The sequence below is a fragment of the Azorhizobium doebereinerae UFLA1-100 genome (assembly GCF_000473085.1).
In the GTDB taxonomy this organism is placed as follows: domain Bacteria; phylum Pseudomonadota; class Alphaproteobacteria; order Rhizobiales; family Xanthobacteraceae; genus Azorhizobium; species Azorhizobium doebereinerae.
On sequence record NZ_AXBA01000023.1, the window covers coordinates 75,077 to 94,286 of the forward strand.

Genomic DNA, 19,210 nt, shown 5'->3' on the forward strand with positions numbered 1-19,210 from the left:
GCGATAAGCCTGCACCAGGCGCGGGCGGGGAATCACCTCGTCCCGCGCGGCCGGCGGACGAGGCCGCACGGCCCGAGCGTGGACATAAGAGCCGTGACCAGAGACCCAGCCGAACCCGCCGCCCAGGCGGCCGCGAAGCCATCCGCCAAGCCATCCGCCAAGCCCCGCGCGTGGCAGCGCATGCTGTCCGGCCGGCGGCTGGACCTGCTGGACCCCTCCCCGCTGGACATCGAGATCGAGGACATCGCCCATGGCCTTGCTCGCGTGGCGCGCTGGAACGGGCAGACCAGCGGCGACCACATCTTCTCCGTCGCCCAGCACTCGCTGCTGGTGGAGCGCATGGCGCGCGAGGCCAGCCACGACCTCGACCGGCGCTGGCGCCTCGCCGTGCTGCTGCACGACGCCCCGGAATATGTGATCGGGGACATGATCTCGCCCTTCAAGGCGATGATCGGAGGCGACTACAAGAGCGTCGAGAACCGCCTGCTCGCCGCCATCAGCCTGCGCTTCGGCCTGCCGCCCTCCTGGCCGGAGGCGCTGGTGAAGGCCACCAAGACCGCCGACCGCGCCGCCGCCTTTCTGGAGGCGACCCGCCTCGCCGGCTTCTCGCAGGCGGAGGCGCAGAAATTCTTCGGCCGCCCGCCGCGTCTCGACGCGGAGGTTGAGAATGCCTATCTCACACCCTGGAGCGCTCAGGAGGCGAAAACCCGGTTCCTGGCGCGGTTCGAGGAGCTTGTCCGATGATCCACGTCTGCTCCCTCTCGCGGCTGCATGAGACGGTGGAGCGCACCGGCGCCCGGCACGTCATCACGCTCATCAACGGCGGCACCGCCGTGACGCGTCCGAACAATGTGGACCCCACGCACCATCTCTTCCTCGGCATCAACGACATCGTCGAGGAGGCCGAAGGGCTGGTGGCGCCCGGCGCGGCGCACATGCGCGACCTTTTGGACTTCGTGACGCTGTGGCCCCGACAGGCGCCGCTCGTCATCCATTGCTACGCCGGCATCTCCCGCTCCACCGCCGCCGCCTATACGACGCTCTGCGCGCTGCTGCCGGAGAAGGACGAGATGGACCTCGCGCTCCGGGTGCGGCAGGCCTCGCCCAGCGCCACGCCCAACGCCCGCATCGTCGCTTTGGCGGACACCGCGCTCGGCCGCGAGGGGCGCATGGTCAAGGCCATCGCCGCCATCGGCCGCGGCAAGGACGCCTTCGAGGGCGAGCCCTTCGCTCTACAGATCGACTGACCGGGCGAGCACCGCCACGAGGCCCGGAACCGGCGCGCCCTTCTCGGTGCGGGTGGATCGGTCCTCAAGCAGGTGCACGGCAAGGCCCGCGCCATCGGCTTCCGCCGTCACCAGCGCCCGCCCATGGGCGTAGCGCAGCGTCTCGCGCAGCAGCAGGCCGTCGCCCGCATGGGTCTCCACGGTAAATGCGAACAGCCCGCCGGGGGCGAGCGCGGCGGCGGCGGCCCGGAAGATGGGGCCAAGCTCGCCCACATAGCAGAGCGCGTCCGCCGCCAGGATCAAGTCCAGGCTGCCGGGGGGGACGGCGGCGAGAGCCGCGCCCATCTCGCCCACCTCCAGCCGGGCATAGAGGCCGAGCGCGCGGGCCCGCGCCACCATGGCGGGGGAGAGGTCCACCCCGTCCAGCGCCGCCACCCGCCCGGCGAACAGCGGCGCCGCCAGCCCGGTGCCGCAGCCCAGATCCAGCGCGTGGGCGAAGCGCGGCGCCCGGCCGGCGGCGGCGCACGCCGCCTCCACCGCCTCGCTGAGCACCTCCGGCCCGCGATAGGCGAGATTTTCACGCAGGGCGGCGTCGAAGCGGGGCGCGTACTGGTCGAACAAGGTGCGCACATAGTCCGGCGACATGGCGCCCTCGGCCGCCGCCCCGCCCAATTGCGCCAGCCGCAGCCCGGCCCCCAGCGCATCGGCCGGATCGCGCTCGCGCGCCGCAGCGAAGGCCGCCGCCGCCCCGGCGGTGTCGCCCGCCGCGAGGCGCGCCTCGCCCAGCAGGAACCATGCGGCCAGGAAATGGGGAGCTTCCCGGACCGTATCGGCCATCAGCTCGGCGGCGGCCGTGGCATCGCCCGCCTCCAGATCGGCGCGCGCCCAGTCGAGCCGTCGGTCGAGGGCGGGATCGCCGGAGGTGGCGGACAGCGGCTGGGAACTGGAAGGGGATGCCACGCGGGCCTCGCACAAAGGGAATTGGGCTCCCATATAGCCCTTAACCATGCGCCCGGAAGACCTTCTCTGCCCCTCGCCCAAGGGCCTCTATTCCCCCGCCGGCGATTTCTACGTGGACCCGGTGCGCGCCGTCCCCCGCGCGCTGATCACGCACGGCCATTCCGACCACGCCAGGCGCGGCCACGGCCAAGTGCTGGCGACCCGCGAGACGCTGGACCTCATGGCGCTGCGCTACGGCGCCAATTTCGCCGGCGCGACCCAGGCCCTCGCCTATGGCGAGAGCGTGGACATCAATGGCGTGCGCGTCACCGCCCATCCCGCCGGCCATGTGCTCGGCTCGGCACAGATGGCGCTGGACTGGCGCGGCCTCACCATCGTCGCCTCGGGTGACTACAAGGACGCAGCGGATCCTACCTGCGCGCCCTTCGCGCCGGTGCGCTGCCACGTCTTCATTTCCGAGGCCACCTTCGGCCTGCCGGTGTTCCGCCACCCGGACGCGGCGGCGGAAACCGCCAAGCTCGTCAATTCCGTCGGGCTGTTCCCCGAGCGCGCCCACATCCTCGGCGCCTATTCGCTCGGCAAGGCCCAGCGCATGATGGCGCTGCTCCGGCAGGCGGGCCATGCGGCGCCGCTCTACGTGCATGGCGCGCTGACCGAGATCACCGATTACTATGAGGCGAAGGGCATGGCCCTCGGCCCCATCCGGCCGGTGAAGGGCGTCGCCAAGGCCGAACTGGCCGGGGCCATCGTCATCGCCCCGCCCATGGCGCTCACCGATGTGTGGACGCGCAATTTCCCCGATCCGGTCACCGCCTTCGCCTCCGGCTGGATGCGGGTGCGCGCCCGCGCCCGGCAGCGCGGCATCGAGCTGCCGCTCGTCGTCTCCGACCATGCGGACTGGGACGGGCTCACTGCCAGCGTCGCCGCCACCGGCTGCGAGGAACTCTGGGTCACGCACGGCGCGGAAGACGCGCTGGTGCATTGGGCGGGGACGCGGGGGCTTCGCGCCCGCCCGCTCCACATGGTGGGCTATGCGGAGGAGGACGAGGACGCCCAGGCGGCCGCCGAAGGAGAGCCGCCCCCGGCGGCAGCCGAGGGCGAGGCGGAGGCGGGCGCCGGGGACGGCGCGCCATGAACCGTTTCGCCGCTCTGCTCGACCGCCTCGCCTATGAGCCGCGCCGCAACGCCAAGATCCGGCTGATGGCGGACTATTTCCGCGCCACGCCGGACCCGGAGCGCGGCGTCGCGCTCGCCGCGCTCACCGGCAAGCTCGCCTTCACCAATGCCAAGCCCGGCCTCATCCGCACCCTGATCGCCGAGCGCACCGACCCGGTGCTGTTCGAGATGTCCTACGATTACGTGGGCGACCTCTCCGAGACCGTCGCCCTCATGTGGCCGGCGCCGCCGAAGGCGGCCCCCGCCGCCAACCACCCGCCTTTCCTGTCCGAGATCGTCGAGGGACTGGAGGTGCTGCCGAAGCGCGACCTGCCGGGCCAACTGGCACAGTGGCTCGACGGGCTGGACGAGACCGGGCGGTGGGCGCTGCTGAAGCTCATCACCGGCGCGCTGCGGGTGGGCGCCTCCGCCCGCCTCGCCAAGACGGCGGTGGCCGCGCTCGGCGACATCCCGCCCGACGAGGTGGAGCTGGTCTGGCCGGGGCTGACCATGCCCTATCGCGAGCTGTTCGCCTGGGTGGAGGGCCGCGCGGAGCGGCCTGAGACGCTGGACCCCGCCCCGTTCCGTCCGGTGATGCTGGCCCATGCGGTGGAGGACGAGGGCTTCGGCGGCCTTGCCGCCGCCGACTTCGCCGCCGAATGGAAATGGGACGGCATCCGGGTGCAGGCGGTGTCCGGCCGCAGCCTTGAGGGCGAGCGGGTCACGCGGCTCTACAGCCGCACCGGCGAGGATCTGTCCGCCGCCTTCCCGGACCTCGTGGCGGCGCTCGATTTCGAGGGCGCGCTGGACGGCGAGCTGCTGGTGGTGCGCGAGGCCCGCGTGCAGTCCTTCAACGTTCTTCAGCAGCGGCTCAACCGCAAGACCGTCACGGCGAAGATGCTGGCCGAATTCCCGGCGCATATCCGCGCTTACGACCTGCTGACCGAGGGCGGCGAGGACCTGCGCCCCCTGCCGTTCCGCGCCCGCCGCGCGCGGCTGGAGGCGCTCGCCGCCCGCCTGATCGCCGGCGGCCACGACCGGCTCGACCTCTCCCCCATGGTGCCGTTCGCCAGTTGGGAGGCCCTCGCTGCCGCCCGCGCGGACCCGGCGGGGGCCGGCGCGGGGCCGGACGCGGCGGCGGTGGAAGGGGTGATGCTGAAGCGCTGGGACACGCCCTATCTGCCCGGCCGCCCCAAGGGGCCATGGTGGAAATGGAAGCGCGACCCGCACACGGTGGACGCGGTGCTGATGTATGCCCAGCGCGGCCACGGCAAGCGCTCGTCCTATTATTCCGACTACACCTTCGGGGTATGGACGGCGGGAGAGGACGGCGACGTTCTGGTGCCGGTGGGCAAGGCCTATTTCGGCTTCACCGACGCCGAATTGCTGGAGATCGACAAGTTCGTGCGCAGCGCCACCGTCAACCGCTTCGGCCCGGTGCGCGAGGTGCTGCACGCGCCGGACGAGGGGCTGGTGCTGGAGATCGCCTTCGAGGGGCTGGCCCGCTCCACGCGGCACAAGTCGGGCGTGGCGATGCGGTTTCCCCGCGTTGCCCGCCTACGCTGGGACAAGCCGCCCCGCGAGGCCGACCGACTGGAAACTCTGGAGGCGCTGCTGCGGAGCGAGGGGTGAGGCGGCGCTTAGCATGGCCGCCCACGCGTCAGGCGCGCCGGCACGTCCTCGGCAGCATGACGGCAGCGACGGTTCCGCCCCTGGCCCGCGTCATTGCCGGGAGCCGTCGTCCACCAGCGACTTCGGATCCACCTGCAGGGCGATCTTCCGGGAAGACCGCATGTGAGCGATCAGGCGCTCGGCATAGCGTGTGATCTGGTCGGGCGGCGGGGTCGTCTCGCCATTGTACCAGCGGGTGACCGTCGAGCGCATCACGCCCACCGCCTCCGCGATCTCGGCGAGCTGGTAGCCGCCCACACCGACGAGAAGGCGCACGACCTCGTTCCACGCGCCCAAGCGCGAGAGCAGGGACACGGCTTCGATCAGTTTGCGCTCGACCGCCGTCATGTCATCGGAAATTTCCCGCAGCAGGCGCGCAAGATCCGCCTGAGGATCAGGCCGCTCGATCCCGAGCGCCGCGGGCGAAGGCATCGACCATCTGGGATTCGGATCGGGTCCGACTTCGGGCACGCTGCCGTACTTGACTGCCACTGACCCTCCTCCTCAAAGTAAGGGGCATTCATATACGCTTAAATATCCAGCCACGCAACAAATGTTGCACAGCCCTTCAGGACCATCGTGGCTACGGACCTCCTCACCATACGGAGCCTTCACTCGATAGATGACCTGATCCAGGCACATGCGCTTTATCTTGAGCATGCAGGTGATTTTCTGCCGATCCCCGATCCGGACGACCTCCACGACGCGATGAAGGACGGCCAGATCTTCGGATGCTCCAACCGGCGAGGCCAGCTTGTGGCGGTCGGCGGCACGTTCTTCGTCGCACGCTGCCGCAGGGGCGGGGGCCAGCCTGTCTCCGTCTACGAACTGGCCGGGCTCGTCGTCCACCCCGACGCCCGCCGGCTGAAGCCCTACGGGCTACAGGACGTCCTGGTGGCGGTGCGCGCCATAAGCCTTTCCCTCCAGCAACATACCTCCGTCTGCCTGATATCCTCCATTGCCACGGCCAATAACGGCTCGCGAAAGAGCATGCACAGGTGCGGGCTCATGGAGATCCCCACCCAAGACGTCCCCCAATGGCTGAGCGATGTGCGGCGCACGTGGCTCACCGGGCGGGCGCCCGACGTGACCGACTATATCGTTCCGCCACAGGCCGTGAGGCAGCTCCGCCCCCTCCTGAGGCGCGCCCTGGCGGGTGATGCCACGCAGGACCGCGGCGGCGGAGAGACGTCCACATATCGGCTTCTGCTGGCGGACCAGCCAGAGCTTGCAGATTTGACCCTGCCAAGCCCGGAAGCGCCGGAGTGGGAGACCGAAGTCCCGCCCCAGCGCCTCATCGGCAGAGAGCCTCCCTACCTGGCCTGGCCACGGTGACCGGAAGGCCACGGCGCGCGGTCGCGACCGCCACGCCCCGCTCCGGTTCTAGAACAGCACCGACAGCCGCCCGCTCAGGGCATTGTCCTGCCCCTGGTCGGAGATCGCCCCGGCATAGCTGATGCCGAGCACCACGTTGGCGGTCGCGCGATAGTCCAGCGCCGCGCCGACCAGCGCCGCATTCTGCCCGATGGGGGCGCCGGCGATGGTGAAGGGGGTGGAGCCGGACACGAAGGCCAGCGTCGCGTCCGGGGTGAGGTCGCCGAAGGCATGCTGCCAGGCAAGGCTCCCGCGCGCCGTCAGGCTGCCGGGGCCGAACGGCACGGTCTGCGCCACCCGCACGCCCAGCATGGTGAAGCTGTTGTCCTGGGAGGAGCCGCCGGAGGTCAATGCGGCGGCCCCGCCGGTCTCGGTGAAGCCGCCGAGATCAAGGTGCACATAGGCAAGGCCCGCGAACGGCTCGATGGTGGCCGGGCCGACCGCGAACGGCCGGGACAGTTCGCCGAACACCTGCGTGGTCCCGCCCGTCGCGCCCGAGGTGAGGGCGTTCACGAAGCCGGGCAGCACCACCGTGCGGTTGGTGGACAGGTCATGCCACGTATAGGCCGCGCCGAGGCGCAGGTCGAAGCCGGAGGCCCGCGTTCCGGCATAGAGGGCGAGATCGTAATTGTCGCTGGTGCCGGACGAGGACAGCGTGCCGACCTGATAGGTGGAGCGGCTGTAGCCGCCGGCAACGCCCACCCGCCAACTCTCGCCCAGCGCGGCGTCCACGCCGCCGAACACCCCGCCCACGTCGCGGGTGAGCGCCGCCGTGTTGGACGTGGCGTTGGTGCTGCCCCAGCCGCCGTAGCCCTGCATCCAGACCGATGCGGCAAGGCTCGGCGCCAACGGCGCGGCAGAGGGGCCGTCGAGAGGCTGCCCGCCGGCGTTCGGCCCCACCTGGCGCAGGCGCCCGCCGATAGCCTCGCGCAGATAGAGCGACTGCTCCTGCAGCACGGTGGCGGTCGAGCCGTAGATCTGGCCGGACAGCATATCGAAGGCGAGCGGCGCGGCGGAACCGGGCAGCACGGCGGCGGCCTGGAGCAGCGGGCTGCTCAGCGGGAAGCCGGCCAGCGCCCGGCCGACCGCATTCTGGTTCGGCGTTCCCCAGCCCGAGGCGAAGGCCGCCCGATCCGGCACCACCGTCGCCGTGAGCGTTCCGCCGGTGGTGGCCAGCGCCATGTCGAGGAAGGGATAGGCCGAGCCGAAGCCGTCCACCACGCTGGCGAAGCTGCCGGCGATGCCCGAGGCCGAGGCCAGGATCGTGTAGGAGGAGAACAGCGCCGGGCTGGCGGTGGAGACGAATTGCAGCGTCCCGCCCAGGGTGATCGGCCCCGAGGCGACGATGAGATCGCTGGCGCCGCCGGCGCCGGTCTCGACCTGATAGGTGGAACCGGCGGTGAACGTCACCGGGCCGTTCACGGTCAAGGTGCCGATGCTGTTGCCCGGCGCGACGACGCCGCCGTTGACCAGCGCGCCGACGATCCGCCCGCTGCCCTTCAGGGTGCCGGTGTTGGTCACGTCGCCGGAGACGAGGCCGTTGTTCACCAGCAGGCCGGTGTTGGCGACGGCCCCGGCCACGGTGCCGCCGGCGAGGTTGGTCAGCGTGCCGGCGTTCGCGACCGCGCCCAGCAGCAGGCCGCTGTTGGTGATCTGGCCGAGATTGAGCAGCGTGGCGTTGACCGACTGGAAGGTGCCCTGGTTGACCAGTTGCGACGTCGCCCCCACGGCATAGCCGCCGCCCGAGACGAAGCTCGCGCCGGGCAGGATGGTGAGGTTGCCGATCAGGCTGCCGGTCAGCGCCAGCGTGCCGCCGCCGACGATGGTGCCGCCGGTGTAGGTGTCCGTGCCGCCGAGGACCAGCGTGCCGCTGCCGAGCTTGGTCAGGCCGCCCGGCCCGGAGATGTCGTTGCTCCACATGTCGATGGCGCTGTAGCCGCCGAGGGCCGCGTCCATGGTCACCGTCACGTCGGAGGCGAAGGCGCCGTAGCCGCTGGCGGCGGCATAGAGATTGAGGCGCGCCCAGCCGGTCAGGTGGTCGTCCAGCGGCGCGCCGGACGGCAGTTCCGTGGAGGCGAGGACGGCGGTGATCTGGCTGCTGGAGAGATAGGGAAAGCGGGTCTGGAGCAGCAGATAGGCGTTGTCCGGCACGATCGGCGCGTCCGTGGTGGCGCCCACGGACGGCAGGTCGTAGGTGATGCTGGAGACATAGGCCTGCGACGCGGCGCGGAAGGACGCGGCGGTCGGGAACACCCCGCTCGCGATGCAGGACGCGATGCTGGCGGCGCAGCCCGCATAAGGCACGGCGAGAGCGCTCCCCAGCTGGACGTGCAGCTCCGCGCTGGCCGCCGTGGCGGACTGGGCGAACACCGAGGAATAGCTCGGGTTGTTCGCAAGCAGCTGCACCAGATTGTACATGGCGACGATGCGCCCGCCGATGATGTCGGTGGGGTAGTGCACGCCCAGGATGTTGCGGCTGAGGCCGAACTCCTGCCCGGCTACCAGCAGCGCCTGATACTGCTCCGGCATCAGCACCGCATAGAGCAGCGCCGTCGTGTTGCCGGCCGAGGAATGCCCGCTGGGATAGGCCGGGGAGGTCGCGTTCTCGGCCCATTGCGCCACTTGCGAGGCGATGGAGGCGGGGCTCGCCTGCCCGGGCTGCCAGGGATTGGCGGCGATGACGGCCGAGGTCTGGTAGGGGCGCGGGTCGCCATAGGTGGAGGGCGTGTTGAAGGCGATGCCGTAGATGTTGGACAGGCCGAAATTGGTCTTCAGGTTTTCCACCTGGATGGTCTGTAACGCCGCATTGAGCAACGGCGTCACCACCGGCGGCAGCGTCCCGGCATTGGCCTCCGCCACCATGGTGGCGGCCACGCCGGACGATCCCGCCATGCTCCAGATGTTCGCGCTGACCACGCTCGGCGTGAACGGGCTCTGCGAATTGGTGATCGCGAGGTTCTTCTGGTCGGCGGTGGAGGAGAGGTAGATCGCGATCTCCTTGGCCATGTCGGCCTGGAGGAGCGCGACGCCCTGCGGCGAGCCGAGCAGCGTGGTGAAGGCGGACAGCACGCTCTGCTGGCCCGCCGTCTGCGCCGCGATGCAGGCCGTGGTGCCGCACACGCTCTGGGCCTGCACCGCCGGCGCGCCGAGCAGGGCGAGCCCCGCCGCCGTGCCCGCCAGGGCGGCGCGCAGGGGCCATCGCCCGCCGTGCGCCATGACCGACAGGACACGCCCCGCGTCCGCCCACAGATGTCGCATGAGACTTCCCCCCACCCCCGAAAAGGCTAGGAGATACCTCCCGATGGGTCAAGCCGTGGCAGGGCGCCCCTGGGACATCGGGCACCGCGGCGCCGATGCGTAACCTGCCGATTTTTTCTCCGCGGCGGCCGGCCCATGTCACACCCCGCCGCTCCCGCTCGTCCTGTCTGCGACCGTGCCCTTTGCACGCGGGAGAGATGACATGAGCGAACGGATCAAGGCCCCCTTCAAGCTGGCGCCCGAAGGCATCAAGGCGATGAGCGCGCTGGAAGCGAGCTTCGCCCACACCACGCTGGAATACGGCCTGCGCGAACTGGTGAAGATGCGCGCCTCGCAGATCAACGGCTGCGCCTTCTGCCTGCACATGCACGCCGGCGATGCCCGCGCCAAGGGCGAGAGCGAGATGCGCCTGCACCTGCTGGCCGGCTGGCGCGAGGCGCCCGTCTACACCGAGCGCGAGCGCGCGGCGCTGGCCTGGACCGAGGCGCTCACCCGGCTCGCCGAGACGCATGCACCCGATGCGGACTATGCTGCCATCGCCGCCGTCTTCACCGAGGAGGAACAGGTGCAGCTCACCCTGCTCATCGGCGCCATCAACACCTGGAACCGCCTCCAGGTGGGCTTCCGGGTGGCGCCCGCCGTCGAGGCCCTGCGTGCCGCCGGCTGACGCCGCCACCGCCGTCTTCCAGGCGCACCGGCCCCGGCTGGTGCGCCTCGCCTACCGCATGCTCGGCTCCATCGGCGAGGCGGAGGACGTGGTGCAGGACGCGTGGCTGCGCTGGCGGCGGGTGGACCTCGACAAGGTGGCGGCGCCGCCCGCCTTCCTGTCGCGCATCGTCACCCGGCTGTGCCTCGACGTGATGAAATCGGCGCGGGCGCGACGGGAGACCTATGTGGGCCCCTGGCTGCCGGAGCCGCTGGTGGCGGGGCTCTCGCTGCCCGATCCGGAGCCGGACGCGGACGACCTCACGCTGACCCTGATGCTGGCGCTGGAGCGCCTGTCGCCGCTGGAGCGCGCAGCCTTCCTGCTGCACGACGTATTCGGCGTGCCGCTCGGCGAGGTGGCGGCGACGCTGGAGCGCGAGCCGCCCGCCGTGCGCCAGCTCGCCGCCCGGGCGCGCCAGCACGTGCGCGACGGCCGGCCGCGCTTTCCGGTGGCGCGAGACGAAGGTGCGCGCATCGCCCAGGCCTTCTTCGCCGCCAGCCGCAGCGGCGATGTCGGCGCCCTGCATGCCCTGCTGGCGGACGACATCGTGCTGCGCTCGGACGGCGGCGGGCGGGTGCACGCCTTCCGCAATCCCATCCTCGGCGTGGAGAAGGTGGCCCGGCTCTATGCCCGGCTCGCCGCGAAGGAGAGCCATGCCGGCGAGATGCTGCGCCCCCTGGTCATCGACGGGCTGCCGGGCTTCCTCAGCCGCGAGCGCGGCGGCCTGCTCCAGACCACCGCCTTCGCCATCGCCGAGGGGCGGATCACCGACATCTACATCACCCGCAACCCGGACAAGCTGGCCCGCCTGCTCGCCGCCCTCGCCCTGGACGCGCCGGCGGCGGGGCAGGCGTGAGGGCTGCCGGCTGGAGACGCTGCTGGGGCGAGGCGAGGACGCTATCCCGGCTTACTCCGGCGGGGAGGAGCCGACGGGTGCCGGCGCCTGTCCCGGCCGATGCAGCAGGGTCAGCGACAGGAACGCGCCGACCCAGGACCCCACCGCCGCGAAGATCACATACACCCAATTCTCCGTGTAGCTGATCACGGCGAAGGAGGAGAGCATGTACCAGACGCTCGACCAATTGGCGGCGGAGAGCCGCTTGCGCGCCACCACCGCCGAGGTGAAGGCGACGTAACAGGCATCCGTCGCCGCCGTGGCCAGGAACACGCCGAACGCGATGAGCGGGTCGAGGGCGGACAAGGCCGTGAGGATGTGCTGCATGGGCGGCCCCGGGGCGCGGGAGGAGGGTCGGATGACCGGCGTCTCATCATGGCGCAAGCGAGGGCCCGGGCAATGGATGGGCCGCCCAACGTGTGTCGCGGGGAGGACATTTGCTGGAGGAACGGTCGATCATCGTGACCCGCAATGGCCGGCACGGGGCCGCCTCCACGGGACGAGCCGACGCAGAAGGTGGGGCGGCGCTGGGGACGCTGTTGGGGCAGGCACACAATCGCGAGGGGCCTACTTCCCGCTCGGGCTGAGCCGCCAATTCGACGGCAAAGCAAACGCACCTTGATATCGCTCCCTGTGGGCGGCCATTCCATAAAGCGCCGTTACCGCCGTTTCATCGACAATTTTTGCCATCATAGGTGCGATCAGAGAACGGGCGTGAAACCCACGCCTGCAATCAGCGTGGGTTTTTTAGTTAGGCATTTTGCGTAGGCTCGCAAATGAGCGTATCGGTTGGGCACGTGGGAGACAGGGCGATGACAGCAGATCTGCGCACGCTGATTGAGGCAGCGAAGCGCGTGGAAGTGAGTCCGCAGCAGCGGGAAAGCCAGAGGCGCAGCTTTGCCTATGGAAACACGTCCTTTGAGAACCAGCGCATAACCCGCGAGATGGTTGATCGTCAGGCCGAAAAACTGGCCCAAGCCGAACGGGCTCAGGGCGGCAAGTGACCGAAGAACCGGAACCAATCCAGATGCGAGACAGCCGCGCTGAGGAGGTGGAGCTTATTTCCGATCCGGTTCTTAAGGCCGAAGCCGAAGCCAGAAACGGTCTACGGCAATACGATCTTGGTATGAAGATGGTGCAAGAGGCCATCGAAAGGGGCGGAGCTTACAAGCTCCGCCTTTCGCACATTCTGAGCCTCCAACGCGAAGCGCTTGCAGGAATAAGTCAATTTGCAGGAAATTTTCGTCCTGGCGGAGTTGCGATTTCGGAAAGCAAGCATGAACCAGTAGGCGCCCACTTGGTGCCTGAACTGGTTGAAGGCTTATGCGATTATATCAATGAGCATTGGTCCGAAAAAACGGCATTGCATCTCGCCGCATATATCATGTGGCGATTGAATTGGATTCATCCATTTGCTGACGGCAACGGGCGTACATCCAGAATTTTATCGTACATGGTAATGTGCATAAAACTTGGGTATTTGCTGCCAGGTGAGCCTACAATTCCCGACCTGATAGTCCGCAATAGAAACCCTTATTTTGATGCGCTTGATGCAGCCGATGCTGCTTGCACAGAGGGACGTCTCGATGTCTCAAAGATGGAAGAACTCCTGGAGGCATTTCTGGCGAAACAATTAACTTCTGCCTTCCAGCAGGCGGGCGGGCGAGCTTCTGCTCCGGCGGAGACCTCAGGCTAATCCCCTCACTGGCTCGCCCAGATGATGCGCGCGACCCACAACACGTCGGCCGCCGCCAGTGCTCGGTCCTCATAGTCCGGGTTCAGCGAGCGCAGGTCCACCGTGCGGGCGGTGCGGCGCACCAGTTCCTTGGCCAGAACCTCGCCCTCGCGGGTCTTCACCACCACCCGGTCGCCCTTGCGCACCGAGGCGGCGGGGGAGACCACCACCAGGTCGCCGGGGCGGTAGACCGGGCGCATGCTGTCGCCGGAAATCTCCAGCGCATAAGCGTGCTCGTCCTCCACCTCGGGAAACAGGATCTCGTCCCAGCCGCCGCCCACCGGGAAGCCGGCGTCGTCGAAGAAGCCGCCCGCCCCCGCCTGGGCGAGGCCGATATGGGGGATGGCGCGCACGGCGCGCGGCGGCGGGGCCGCTTCCTCCATGAAGCCGCCATGGGCGCGCGCGCCATGGCCCTCCGGGGCCAGCAGGGCCATGAAATCGTCGATGCTCGCCCCGGTGGCGGCCAGCACCTTGGCGATGCTCTCGGTGGAGGGCCAGCGGGTATGCCCGTCCGGGGAGATGCGCTTGGAGCGGTTGAAGGCGGTGGCGTCGAGCCCGGCGCGCTTGGCCAGCGCCGAGGCGGAGAGGCCGTGCGCCGCCGCGAGGCGGTCGATCGCCGTCCAGATCTGGCCGTGGGTCAGCATGGGCGCCTGCGCGGGTCAGAGGGATACATAGGAAAATATGTATGATCCGCTCCGGGGGCAGGAATCAAGTCCGCTGTTGGCCCGGCGCGGCCTCTGGCGCCCGCCCGCCAAGGGCGCTACACCCGGCGCATGACCGCATCGCACTGCCTCATCTACAAGATCTGCCCCCGCCCGCTGTGGGAGGCGGCCGCGGCCGCCGGCCGGTTCGAGGGCGCACCCGTGGACCTCGCGGACGGCTATATCCATTTCTCCGCCGTGGAGCAGGTGCGCGAGACCGCCGCCAAGCATTTCGCCGGCAAGGACGATCTGGTCCTGGTGGCGGTGGATGCCACCAGCTTGGCGCAGCTGAAATGGGAGCCCTCGCGCGGCGGGGCGCTGTTCCCCCACCTCTACGGCCCGCTGCAGATGACCGACGTGCTGTGGGTGAAGCCGCTGCCGCTGGGCGCGGACGGGACCCACCGCTTCCCTCTGCCCTGAGGCGTCAGGCGGTCCGGAAGGTCCGCCGCACCAGCGCCGGCAGCCGCAGCGCCTGGAAGAGGCCGCGCGCCACCAGGAAGATCAGCAGCGCGGTCCACAGCCCGGCATTGCCGAACGGCCTGAGCCCGGCCCAGGCGAGAAGATAGACCGCCAGCGCCGCCAGCATGAGGTTGCGCATGTCGCGCGACCACAGCGCCCCCACATAGATGCCGTCATAGGCATAGGCGGCCACCCCGGCGAGCGGCAGCAGCGCGGCGAAGGGCAGATAGGCGATCGCCTCCGCCACCACCTCCGCATTGGTGCTCATCAGCCCGAGGATGGCCGGCCCGGCCAGCAGGAAGACCGCCACCGCCGGCACGGCGAAGCCGTAGCCCCACAGCAGCACGAGGCGCAGCGCGGTGGAGAAGGCGGCGCGGTCGCGGGCGCCGGCGGCGGCGCCGCACAATTGCTCGGCGGCGGTGGCGAAGCCGTCGAGGAAATAGACCGACAGCAGCACCATGGTGTTGAGCAGCGCATTGGCGGCGAGCGTGACGTCGCCGGCCCGCGCACCCTGGGCGGCGAAGAAGGCGAAGGCGCCGAGCAGCGCCGCGGTGCGGATCATGATGTCGCGGTTGAGCGCCATCATCTCCACGATGCGCGCCCGGTTCAGCACCACCGCCCGCGGCACATCCAGGCGGAAGCGCAGCAGGCGGGCGCAGAGCAGCAGCCCCGCCGCCATGCCCGCGCCCTCGGCCCACACCGCCGCCTCCGCCGCGCCCGCCACGCCCCGGCCGAGGCCGAGCACGAACAGGATGCACAGGCCGATGTTGAGGGCGTTGATGCCGGCCTGGAGCGCCAGCGCGTGGCCGGTGCGGCCGATGCCGGTGAACCAGCCCAGCAGCGCGTAATTGGCGAGACTCATGGGCGCGGCCCAGATGCGCACGCCGTAATAGGCGCCGACCGCCGCATCCACCGCCGGGCTCGCCCCGGCCATCTTCAGCGCCAGCACGCCGATGGGCCATTGCAGGGCCACCAGCACCGCGCCGCAGGCCAGCGCCAGCAGGACGGCGCGGGCCAGCACCGCGCGCTCCTCCACGCCGTCGCGGCGGCCCACCGCCTGGGCGGCAAGGCCCACCGTGCCCATGCGCAGGAAGCCGAAGCCCCAGAACAGGAAATCGAACACCACCGCGCCCAGCGCCACGCCGCCCAGCATCGCCGCGTCGCCGAGCCGCCCCACCACCGTGGTGGCCACCAGCCCCAGCAGCGGGGTGGTGAGATGGGCGAGCGTCATCGGCGCGGCGATGGCCAGCACGCTCCTGTGCGTCACCGGCCGGGGCGCGGGCGCGGGGCCGCTCACCGGGCGGCCCCGTGGGGCTGGAGGATCACCGGCCGGCCCGGAACAGGCGCGAGAGCAGCCACAGCGGGACCACGATCACCGCGCCGAGCAGGAAATAGCGCCACAGCCGCTCGATCGTGTCGAAGCCCAGCGAGAACAGGGTGTCGGCGAGGCGCCGCACGCTCTCCAGCAGGTGCGCCGGGTCGAGCCCCAGCGCCGCCAGGATCACCCCCACCACCACGGACAGCAGCACGAGGCGGATCAGCACCGAGACCGGCGAGCCGCCGAGGAAGCGGGAGAACTGGGAATTGCCGTCTGCCATGGATTGCCTCGCCGCGCCGCACAATCGGCCGAATGCCCCCTGCCATAGAGCGCGATCCTGCCCGAGGGAAGGCGCCCGCGTCCATCCGGCCGGGAAAACCGCCGGCCGTTCAGTCCGGCTCGACGACGCCGATGCTACGCGCCTGCCAGGTGCGGCGGACCAGGCGGCGGGCGCTCTCCAGCCGGTGGCCGAGCGCACCGCGCCGGGGCAGCGCCGCCGCCGGCGCGGCCGGGGCGAGCGCGTCGAAATCGAACCGGGCGTAGATGTCGGCGAAGCGGTCGAGGAACAGCGCCTGGGTCGCCGCATCCATCTCCCGGTAGCGCTGCGGCCGGCCGACGTTGAACTGGCCGATCAGCGTGCCGTCGCGGAACGGCGCCAGCACCTCGGCGGCATCCACTGCCACGCCGAGGTGGCGCGCCACGCGGGCGACGGCGGCCTCGGAGGCAAAGCAGATCTCGTTATAGGTGAACAGCTCGACGCCGGGCACGGCGGCCCATTGCGCGAAATAGTCCATCTGCATGGCGATGGAGGGCAGCGCGTCGGCGGGGGTGTGGATCTCGGCGAACGGCAGGATGCCGAGCTTGCGCGCCCGCGCGCCGTTGTCGGCCATGGACAGGGCCATCTCGCGCGGGTCGCGGATGCTGGCGCTGGCGAGGATCTCGCCCGCCCGGATGCGCTCGGCCACCTCCGGCTGGAGCGCGCCATGGGTCTTCAGGACGACGTTGCGCCCGCCCGCCGCCCGCTCCACCCGCTCCAGGAACGGCCCGGTGATGAAATCATAGTAGTTTTCGAGCTTCCGGCTGTCCCGGCGCCGGATGCGCCCGAACCCCTTGCCGGACACACACAGTATTTCCTCGGTCAATTGGTACAGATACGTGCTGGCGGACTTGGTCGCGCCATAGCAAATATAGATCATCGCCAACCTTGCCGCGACCCGGGCGCAGGCCGCGCAAATTAAGGGGGGCGCCAGTGGTGTCAAGACAAACCGCGCCCGCCCCCGCGGCGCCCGGCACGGCCCGATCTTGACAGGCCCGGCGGACACCCGGACACTTGCCCTTGGTGGACCCACGGATAGTCCGGGGCCGGAATGATCTACATTTGTTACGGCGTGACCAAGTCCGCCAGCACGTATCTGTACCAGTTGACCGAGGAGATATTGTCCCTCGGCGGTCTCGGCTTCTGCCGCATCCGCCATGGCGGCCCCTTCGGGACGGCCAATTATTACGACGCCGTCAGCCCCGGCCTGCTCGACCGCGTCGCCGACGCGGCCTGCGGACGGCCCGTGGTGCTGAAGACCCACGGCGACCTGCATCCCGAAGTGGCGCGCCGCATCGCCGCCGGTACGGTGCTGGCCAGCGCCGGCATCCGCGATCCGCGCGAGATGGCCCTGTCCATGGCGGACCACGGCGTGCGGGCGCGGGCGCGCGGGGAAGACGCCTTCTCGGAGGTGGGCGGCCCGCTCGCGGCCCTGGCGTCCATCGACGCGCAGATCGCCGTGTTCGAGCGCTGGGCGGCGGTCGAGACTACGGAAGTCTTCACCTACAACCAGATCTGCTTCGACACCGAGGCCACCATCGCCCGCGTGGCGGCGCAGATCGGCGTCGACGTGGATGTCGCGCGGGTGCTGGCGCCGTTCGCCCAGCCGGGCACCATCGGCCAGTTCAACATGGGCCGGCCACGGCGCTACCAGGAGATGGATGCGGCGACCCAGGCGCTGTTCCTCGCCCGCTACGCCGGCTTCTACGCCCGCATGGATGTGGAGATGGGCCTGCCGCAGCCCGGCGACCCGGCCCCGCCGCAGCGGCGGCCGGCGGCGGGGCCGCTCGGCCGCAAGGCGGCGGATACCCGCAGGCTGCTGCGCCGGCTGGCGCGCAGCCGGGACATCGGAACCATCCACGCGGGCTGAGGCCGTCGCCCCCGGCAAGCCCGCGGGGACCGCCACGAAAAAGGCCATGGCCCCGCCGCCCGCAGGCGTGGGACCATGGCCCGTTCGTTCAGCCCCGCCCGCGCGGGGGACGCGCTGTTCAGGCCGAGGCGGAGCCCGGCTGGCGGACGATGCGCAGATAGGGCTTCACCGTCTTCCAGCCTTCCGGGAACTTCTCCTTGGCCGCATCGTCGGAGACGGATGGGACGATGATGACGTCTTCGCCCTGCTTCCAGTCCGCCGGGGTGGCGACGGAATGCTGGGCGGTGAGCTGGAGCGAATCCACCACGCGCAGGATTTCCTGGAAGTTGCGGCCGGTGCTCGCCGGATAGGTGAGGGTGAGCTTCAGCTTCTTGTCCGGCCCGATGACGAAGACCGAGCGCACGGTGGTGGTGTCGCTCGCATTGGGATGGATCAGGTCGTAGAGGTCGGAGACCTTCTTGTCGCTGTCGGCGATCAGCGGGAAGTTGAGCTGCGCGCCGGTGGCGAGCTTGATGTCATCCACCCAGGCCGGATGGTTCTCGATCGTGTCCACCGACAGGCCGATGACCTTGACGTTCCGCTTGTCGAACTCGCCCTTCAGGTGCGCCACCTGGCCGAGCTCGGTGGTGCAGACCGGGGTGAAGTTCTTCGGATGCGAGAACAGGATGCCCCAGGAATTGCCGAGCCACGCATGGAAGCTGATCGGCCCTTCCGTGGTCTGGGCGGTGAAATCGGGAACCGTGTCCCCCAGGCGCAGCGTCATGTCTCTCTCCAAACCACGATAGAAGAATGTGACTTCAATCTATCATACACATCGATAGATGAAGTTTGGAAGAACGGACCATGTCATCCGGCGGCATGGCGCTTCCGCCGCACCCCTATCCGAACCGCTTGGGTTTTGCTAGGCTAGTCAAATGCCGACGGTCCTACGCCTCGAAGGCTTGCGCGTTGCGCTATCCCAACGATCACCGGCCCGCGCACGTCCATGTCGTCGGGAACGGGGGCGAGGCGGTGTTCCTGCTGAATTGCCCAGAGGGGCCGAGCGAATTGCGCGAGACCTATGGCTTCAGTCGGCCCGAGGTCGGACGCATCAAGAGCGCGCTCGATGCGGCGCTGACACGGTTATGCGAGGCGTGGAGGGCGATCCATGGCGGTGACTGAACAGGCGTTCGCCGAGGCCGAACAGCGCATGGCCGACGCCCGGGAGGCCGGGCGCGCGGTCTCCGCCCGCTTCGACCGCCGCACGTCGCGCCTCGTGGTGCGGCTCGGCACCGGCGTGGAGATCGCCGTTCCGGTCGGGCTGGTGGAAGGGCTGGCCGGCGCGTCGAAGGACGATCTGGCGGAGATCGAGATCAGCCCTGCCGGGCTCGGCCTGCATTGGCCGAAGCTCGATGCCGACGTCTACGTGCCGGCGCTGCTGCAAGGCGTGTTCGGCTCGAAGACGTGGATGGCACAGCAGCTCGGCAGCGCGGGAGGTCGGGCGCGGACCGCCGCGAAGGCCGCCAGCTCCCGGGAGAACGGCCGCAAGGGCGGCCGGCCGCGCAAGGCCGCGACCGGCTGAGGAGC

The 19,210-nt window shown here is 70.0% G+C and carries 22 protein-coding genes; 13 read left to right on the top strand and 9 right to left on the bottom strand.

The window, feature by feature from the left end; all coding sequences use genetic code 11:
* Positions 1 to 180 precede the first annotated feature (180 nt).
* Entirely contained in the window at positions 181 to 744 is a 564-nt protein-coding gene (locus YU1_RS0116725; RefSeq protein WP_198018964.1) for an HD domain-containing protein, read from the top strand.
* On the top strand, positions 741 to 1,247 hold the full coding sequence (locus tag YU1_RS0116730) for a tyrosine phosphatase family protein (protein WP_029005050.1): 507 nt from the start codon (positions 741 to 743) through the stop codon (positions 1,245 to 1,247). The genes YU1_RS0116725 and YU1_RS0116730 overlap by 4 nt, the downstream gene beginning before the upstream one ends.
* Here YU1_RS0116730 and YU1_RS0116735 read toward each other — a convergent pair.
* Positions 1,233 to 2,186: a class I SAM-dependent DNA methyltransferase gene (locus YU1_RS0116735; protein WP_245263360.1), complete on the bottom strand. Its 954-nt coding sequence runs from the start codon at positions 2,184 to 2,186 to the stop codon at positions 1,233 to 1,235. The genes YU1_RS0116730 and YU1_RS0116735 overlap by 15 nt on opposite strands.
* A 46-nt stretch (positions 2,187 to 2,232) precedes the next feature.
* On the opposite strand from YU1_RS0116735, the gene YU1_RS29905 reads away from it, so the two are divergent.
* Together YU1_RS29905 and YU1_RS0116745 are read left to right on the top strand one after the other, a co-directional pair.
* Positions 2,233 to 3,321: a ligase-associated DNA damage response exonuclease gene (locus YU1_RS29905; protein WP_035715638.1), complete on the top strand. Its 1,089-nt coding sequence runs from the start codon at positions 2,233 to 2,235 to the stop codon at positions 3,319 to 3,321.
* Positions 3,318 to 4,973: a cisplatin damage response ATP-dependent DNA ligase gene (locus tag YU1_RS0116745; protein ID WP_029005052.1), complete on the top strand. Its 1,656-nt coding sequence runs from the start codon at positions 3,318 to 3,320 to the stop codon at positions 4,971 to 4,973. Before YU1_RS29905 ends, YU1_RS0116745 begins: the two co-directional genes overlap by 4 nt.
* Positions 4,974 to 5,063: 90 nt before the next feature.
* On the opposite strand, the gene YU1_RS0116750 is transcribed toward YU1_RS0116745, so the two are convergent.
* Complete coding sequence (locus YU1_RS0116750) at positions 5,064 to 5,504, bottom strand: helix-turn-helix domain-containing protein (protein ID WP_156922207.1); 441 nt, start codon at positions 5,502 to 5,504, stop codon at positions 5,064 to 5,066.
* 87 nt (positions 5,505 to 5,591) lie between these two features.
* On the opposite strand from YU1_RS0116750, the gene YU1_RS0116755 reads away from it, so the two are divergent.
* Positions 5,592 to 6,347 carry a hypothetical protein gene (locus YU1_RS0116755; protein ID WP_029005054.1) on the top strand — a complete coding sequence of 252 codons (756 nt, stop codon included), beginning with the start codon at positions 5,592 to 5,594 and terminating at the stop codon, positions 6,345 to 6,347.
* 48 nt (positions 6,348 to 6,395) lie between these two features.
* On the opposite strand, the gene YU1_RS0116760 is transcribed toward YU1_RS0116755, so the two are convergent.
* Complete coding sequence (locus YU1_RS0116760; protein ID WP_029005055.1) at positions 6,396 to 9,644, bottom strand: autotransporter domain-containing protein; 3,249 nt, start codon at positions 9,642 to 9,644, stop codon at positions 6,396 to 6,398.
* Positions 9,645 to 9,846: 202 nt separating this feature from the next.
* Here YU1_RS0116760 and YU1_RS0116765 point away from each other — a divergent pair, with 202 nt between their 5' ends.
* Entirely contained in the window at positions 9,847 to 10,311 is a 465-nt protein-coding gene (locus tag YU1_RS0116765) for a carboxymuconolactone decarboxylase family protein (RefSeq protein ID WP_029005056.1), read from the top strand.
* The gene (locus YU1_RS29910; RefSeq protein WP_035715640.1) at positions 10,298 to 11,206 is read left to right on the top strand and encodes a sigma-70 family RNA polymerase sigma factor; all 909 of its coding nucleotides are present in this window, start codon (positions 10,298 to 10,300) and stop codon (positions 11,204 to 11,206) included. The genes YU1_RS0116765 and YU1_RS29910 overlap by 14 nt, the downstream gene beginning before the upstream one ends.
* A gap of 51 nt (positions 11,207 to 11,257) precedes the next feature.
* Here YU1_RS29910 and YU1_RS0116775 read toward each other — a convergent pair whose 3' ends face one another.
* Entirely contained in the window at positions 11,258 to 11,551 is a 294-nt protein-coding gene (locus YU1_RS0116775) for a hypothetical protein (RefSeq protein WP_029005057.1), read from the bottom strand.
* Positions 11,552 to 12,057: 506 nt separating this feature from the next.
* Here YU1_RS0116775 and YU1_RS0116785 point away from each other — a divergent pair.
* Entirely contained in the window at positions 12,058 to 12,249 is a 192-nt protein-coding gene (locus tag YU1_RS0116785; RefSeq protein WP_029005058.1) for a hypothetical protein, read from the top strand.
* The gene (locus YU1_RS32775) at positions 12,246 to 12,941 is read left to right on the top strand and encodes a Fic family protein (protein ID WP_342447000.1); all 696 of its coding nucleotides are present in this window, start codon (positions 12,246 to 12,248) and stop codon (positions 12,939 to 12,941) included. Before YU1_RS0116785 ends, YU1_RS32775 begins: the two co-directional genes overlap by 4 nt.
* A gap of 5 nt (positions 12,942 to 12,946) precedes the next feature.
* Here YU1_RS32775 and YU1_RS0116790 read toward each other — a convergent pair whose 3' ends face one another.
* On the bottom strand, positions 12,947 to 13,624 hold the full coding sequence (locus tag YU1_RS0116790; RefSeq protein ID WP_029005059.1) for a S24 family peptidase: 678 nt from the start codon (positions 13,622 to 13,624) through the stop codon (positions 12,947 to 12,949).
* A gap of 129 nt (positions 13,625 to 13,753) precedes the next feature.
* Between YU1_RS0116790 and YU1_RS0116795 the strand changes: the two genes are divergently transcribed.
* Positions 13,754 to 14,101: a DUF952 domain-containing protein gene (locus YU1_RS0116795; protein ID WP_029005060.1), complete on the top strand. Its 348-nt coding sequence runs from the start codon at positions 13,754 to 13,756 to the stop codon at positions 14,099 to 14,101.
* 4 nt (positions 14,102 to 14,105) lie between these two features.
* On the opposite strand, the gene YU1_RS0116800 is transcribed toward YU1_RS0116795, so the two are convergent.
* The 3 genes from YU1_RS0116800 to YU1_RS0116810 all read right to left on the bottom strand — a co-directional run bounded on the left by YU1_RS0116800 (position 14,106) and on the right by YU1_RS0116810 (position 16,654).
* Positions 14,106 to 15,371: an MATE family efflux transporter gene (locus YU1_RS0116800; protein ID WP_084539934.1), complete on the bottom strand. Its 1,266-nt coding sequence runs from the start codon at positions 15,369 to 15,371 to the stop codon at positions 14,106 to 14,108.
* A 91-nt stretch (positions 15,372 to 15,462) separates the two neighbouring features.
* Positions 15,463 to 15,738, bottom strand: coding sequence for a DUF6460 domain-containing protein (locus tag YU1_RS0116805; protein WP_029005062.1), 276 nt, complete (start codon positions 15,736 to 15,738; stop codon positions 15,463 to 15,465).
* A 109-nt stretch (positions 15,739 to 15,847) separates the two neighbouring features.
* Positions 15,848 to 16,654, bottom strand: coding sequence for a hypothetical protein (locus YU1_RS0116810; RefSeq protein WP_156922209.1), 807 nt, complete (start codon positions 16,652 to 16,654; stop codon positions 15,848 to 15,850).
* 171 nt (positions 16,655 to 16,825) lie between these two features.
* Here YU1_RS0116810 and YU1_RS0116815 point away from each other — a divergent pair, with 171 nt between their 5' ends.
* Positions 16,826 to 17,644 (top strand): hypothetical protein, encoded by an 819-nt coding sequence (locus YU1_RS0116815; RefSeq protein WP_029005064.1) that lies wholly within the window; start codon positions 16,826 to 16,828, stop codon positions 17,642 to 17,644.
* A gap of 118 nt (positions 17,645 to 17,762) precedes the next feature.
* Here YU1_RS0116815 and YU1_RS0116820 read toward each other — a convergent pair whose 3' ends face one another.
* Positions 17,763 to 18,407, bottom strand: coding sequence for a peroxiredoxin (locus YU1_RS0116820; RefSeq protein WP_029005065.1), 645 nt, complete (start codon positions 18,405 to 18,407; stop codon positions 17,763 to 17,765).
* Positions 18,408 to 18,592: 185 nt separating this feature from the next.
* Here YU1_RS0116820 and YU1_RS32780 point away from each other — a divergent pair, with 185 nt between their 5' ends.
* Both YU1_RS32780 and YU1_RS0116825 read left to right on the top strand, forming a co-directional pair.
* Positions 18,593 to 18,805, top strand: coding sequence for a DUF4160 domain-containing protein (locus YU1_RS32780; protein WP_245263361.1), 213 nt, complete (start codon positions 18,593 to 18,595; stop codon positions 18,803 to 18,805).
* Complete coding sequence (locus tag YU1_RS0116825) at positions 18,792 to 19,205, top strand: DUF2442 domain-containing protein (RefSeq protein WP_029005066.1); 414 nt, start codon at positions 18,792 to 18,794, stop codon at positions 19,203 to 19,205. The genes YU1_RS32780 and YU1_RS0116825 overlap by 14 nt, the downstream gene beginning before the upstream one ends.
* Positions 19,206 to 19,210: the final 5 nt, after the last annotated feature.

What these genes read in the sequence shown, in the direction of transcription:
- YU1_RS0116725 (WP_198018964.1), top strand. Translation starts at nt 181, where the DNA reads ATGCTGTCCGGCCGGCGGCTGGACCTGCTGGACCCCTCCCCGCTGGAC.
- YU1_RS0116730 (WP_029005050.1), top strand. Translation starts at nt 741, where the DNA reads ATGATCCACGTCTGCTCCCTCTCGCGGCTGCATGAGACGGTGGAGCGC.
- YU1_RS29905 (WP_035715638.1), top strand. Translation starts at nt 2,233, where the DNA reads ATGCGCCCGGAAGACCTTCTCTGCCCCTCGCCCAAGGGCCTCTATTCC.
- YU1_RS0116745 (WP_029005052.1), top strand. Translation starts at nt 3,318, where the DNA reads ATGAACCGTTTCGCCGCTCTGCTCGACCGCCTCGCCTATGAGCCGCGC.
- YU1_RS0116760 (WP_029005055.1), bottom strand. Translation starts at nt 9,644, where the DNA reads ATGCGACATCTGTGGGCGGACGCGGGGCGTGTCCTGTCGGTCATGGCG.
- YU1_RS0116765 (WP_029005056.1), top strand. Translation starts at nt 9,847, where the DNA reads ATGAGCGAACGGATCAAGGCCCCCTTCAAGCTGGCGCCCGAAGGCATC.
- YU1_RS0116785 (WP_029005058.1), top strand. Translation starts at nt 12,058, where the DNA reads ATGACAGCAGATCTGCGCACGCTGATTGAGGCAGCGAAGCGCGTGGAA.
- YU1_RS0116790 (WP_029005059.1), bottom strand. Translation starts at nt 13,624, where the DNA reads ATGCTGACCCACGGCCAGATCTGGACGGCGATCGACCGCCTCGCGGCG.
- YU1_RS0116795 (WP_029005060.1), top strand. Translation starts at nt 13,754, where the DNA reads ATGACCGCATCGCACTGCCTCATCTACAAGATCTGCCCCCGCCCGCTG.
- YU1_RS0116800 (WP_084539934.1), bottom strand. Translation starts at nt 15,371, where the DNA reads ATGACGCTCGCCCATCTCACCACCCCGCTGCTGGGGCTGGTGGCCACC.
- YU1_RS0116805 (WP_029005062.1), bottom strand. Translation starts at nt 15,738, where the DNA reads ATGGCAGACGGCAATTCCCAGTTCTCCCGCTTCCTCGGCGGCTCGCCG.
- YU1_RS0116810 (WP_156922209.1), bottom strand. Translation starts at nt 16,654, where the DNA reads ATGATCTATATTTGCTATGGCGCGACCAAGTCCGCCAGCACGTATCTG.
- YU1_RS0116815 (WP_029005064.1), top strand. Translation starts at nt 16,826, where the DNA reads ATGATCTACATTTGTTACGGCGTGACCAAGTCCGCCAGCACGTATCTG.
- YU1_RS0116820 (WP_029005065.1), bottom strand. Translation starts at nt 18,407, where the DNA reads ATGACGCTGCGCCTGGGGGACACGGTTCCCGATTTCACCGCCCAGACC.
- YU1_RS0116825 (WP_029005066.1), top strand. Translation starts at nt 18,792, where the DNA reads ATGGCGGTGACTGAACAGGCGTTCGCCGAGGCCGAACAGCGCATGGCC.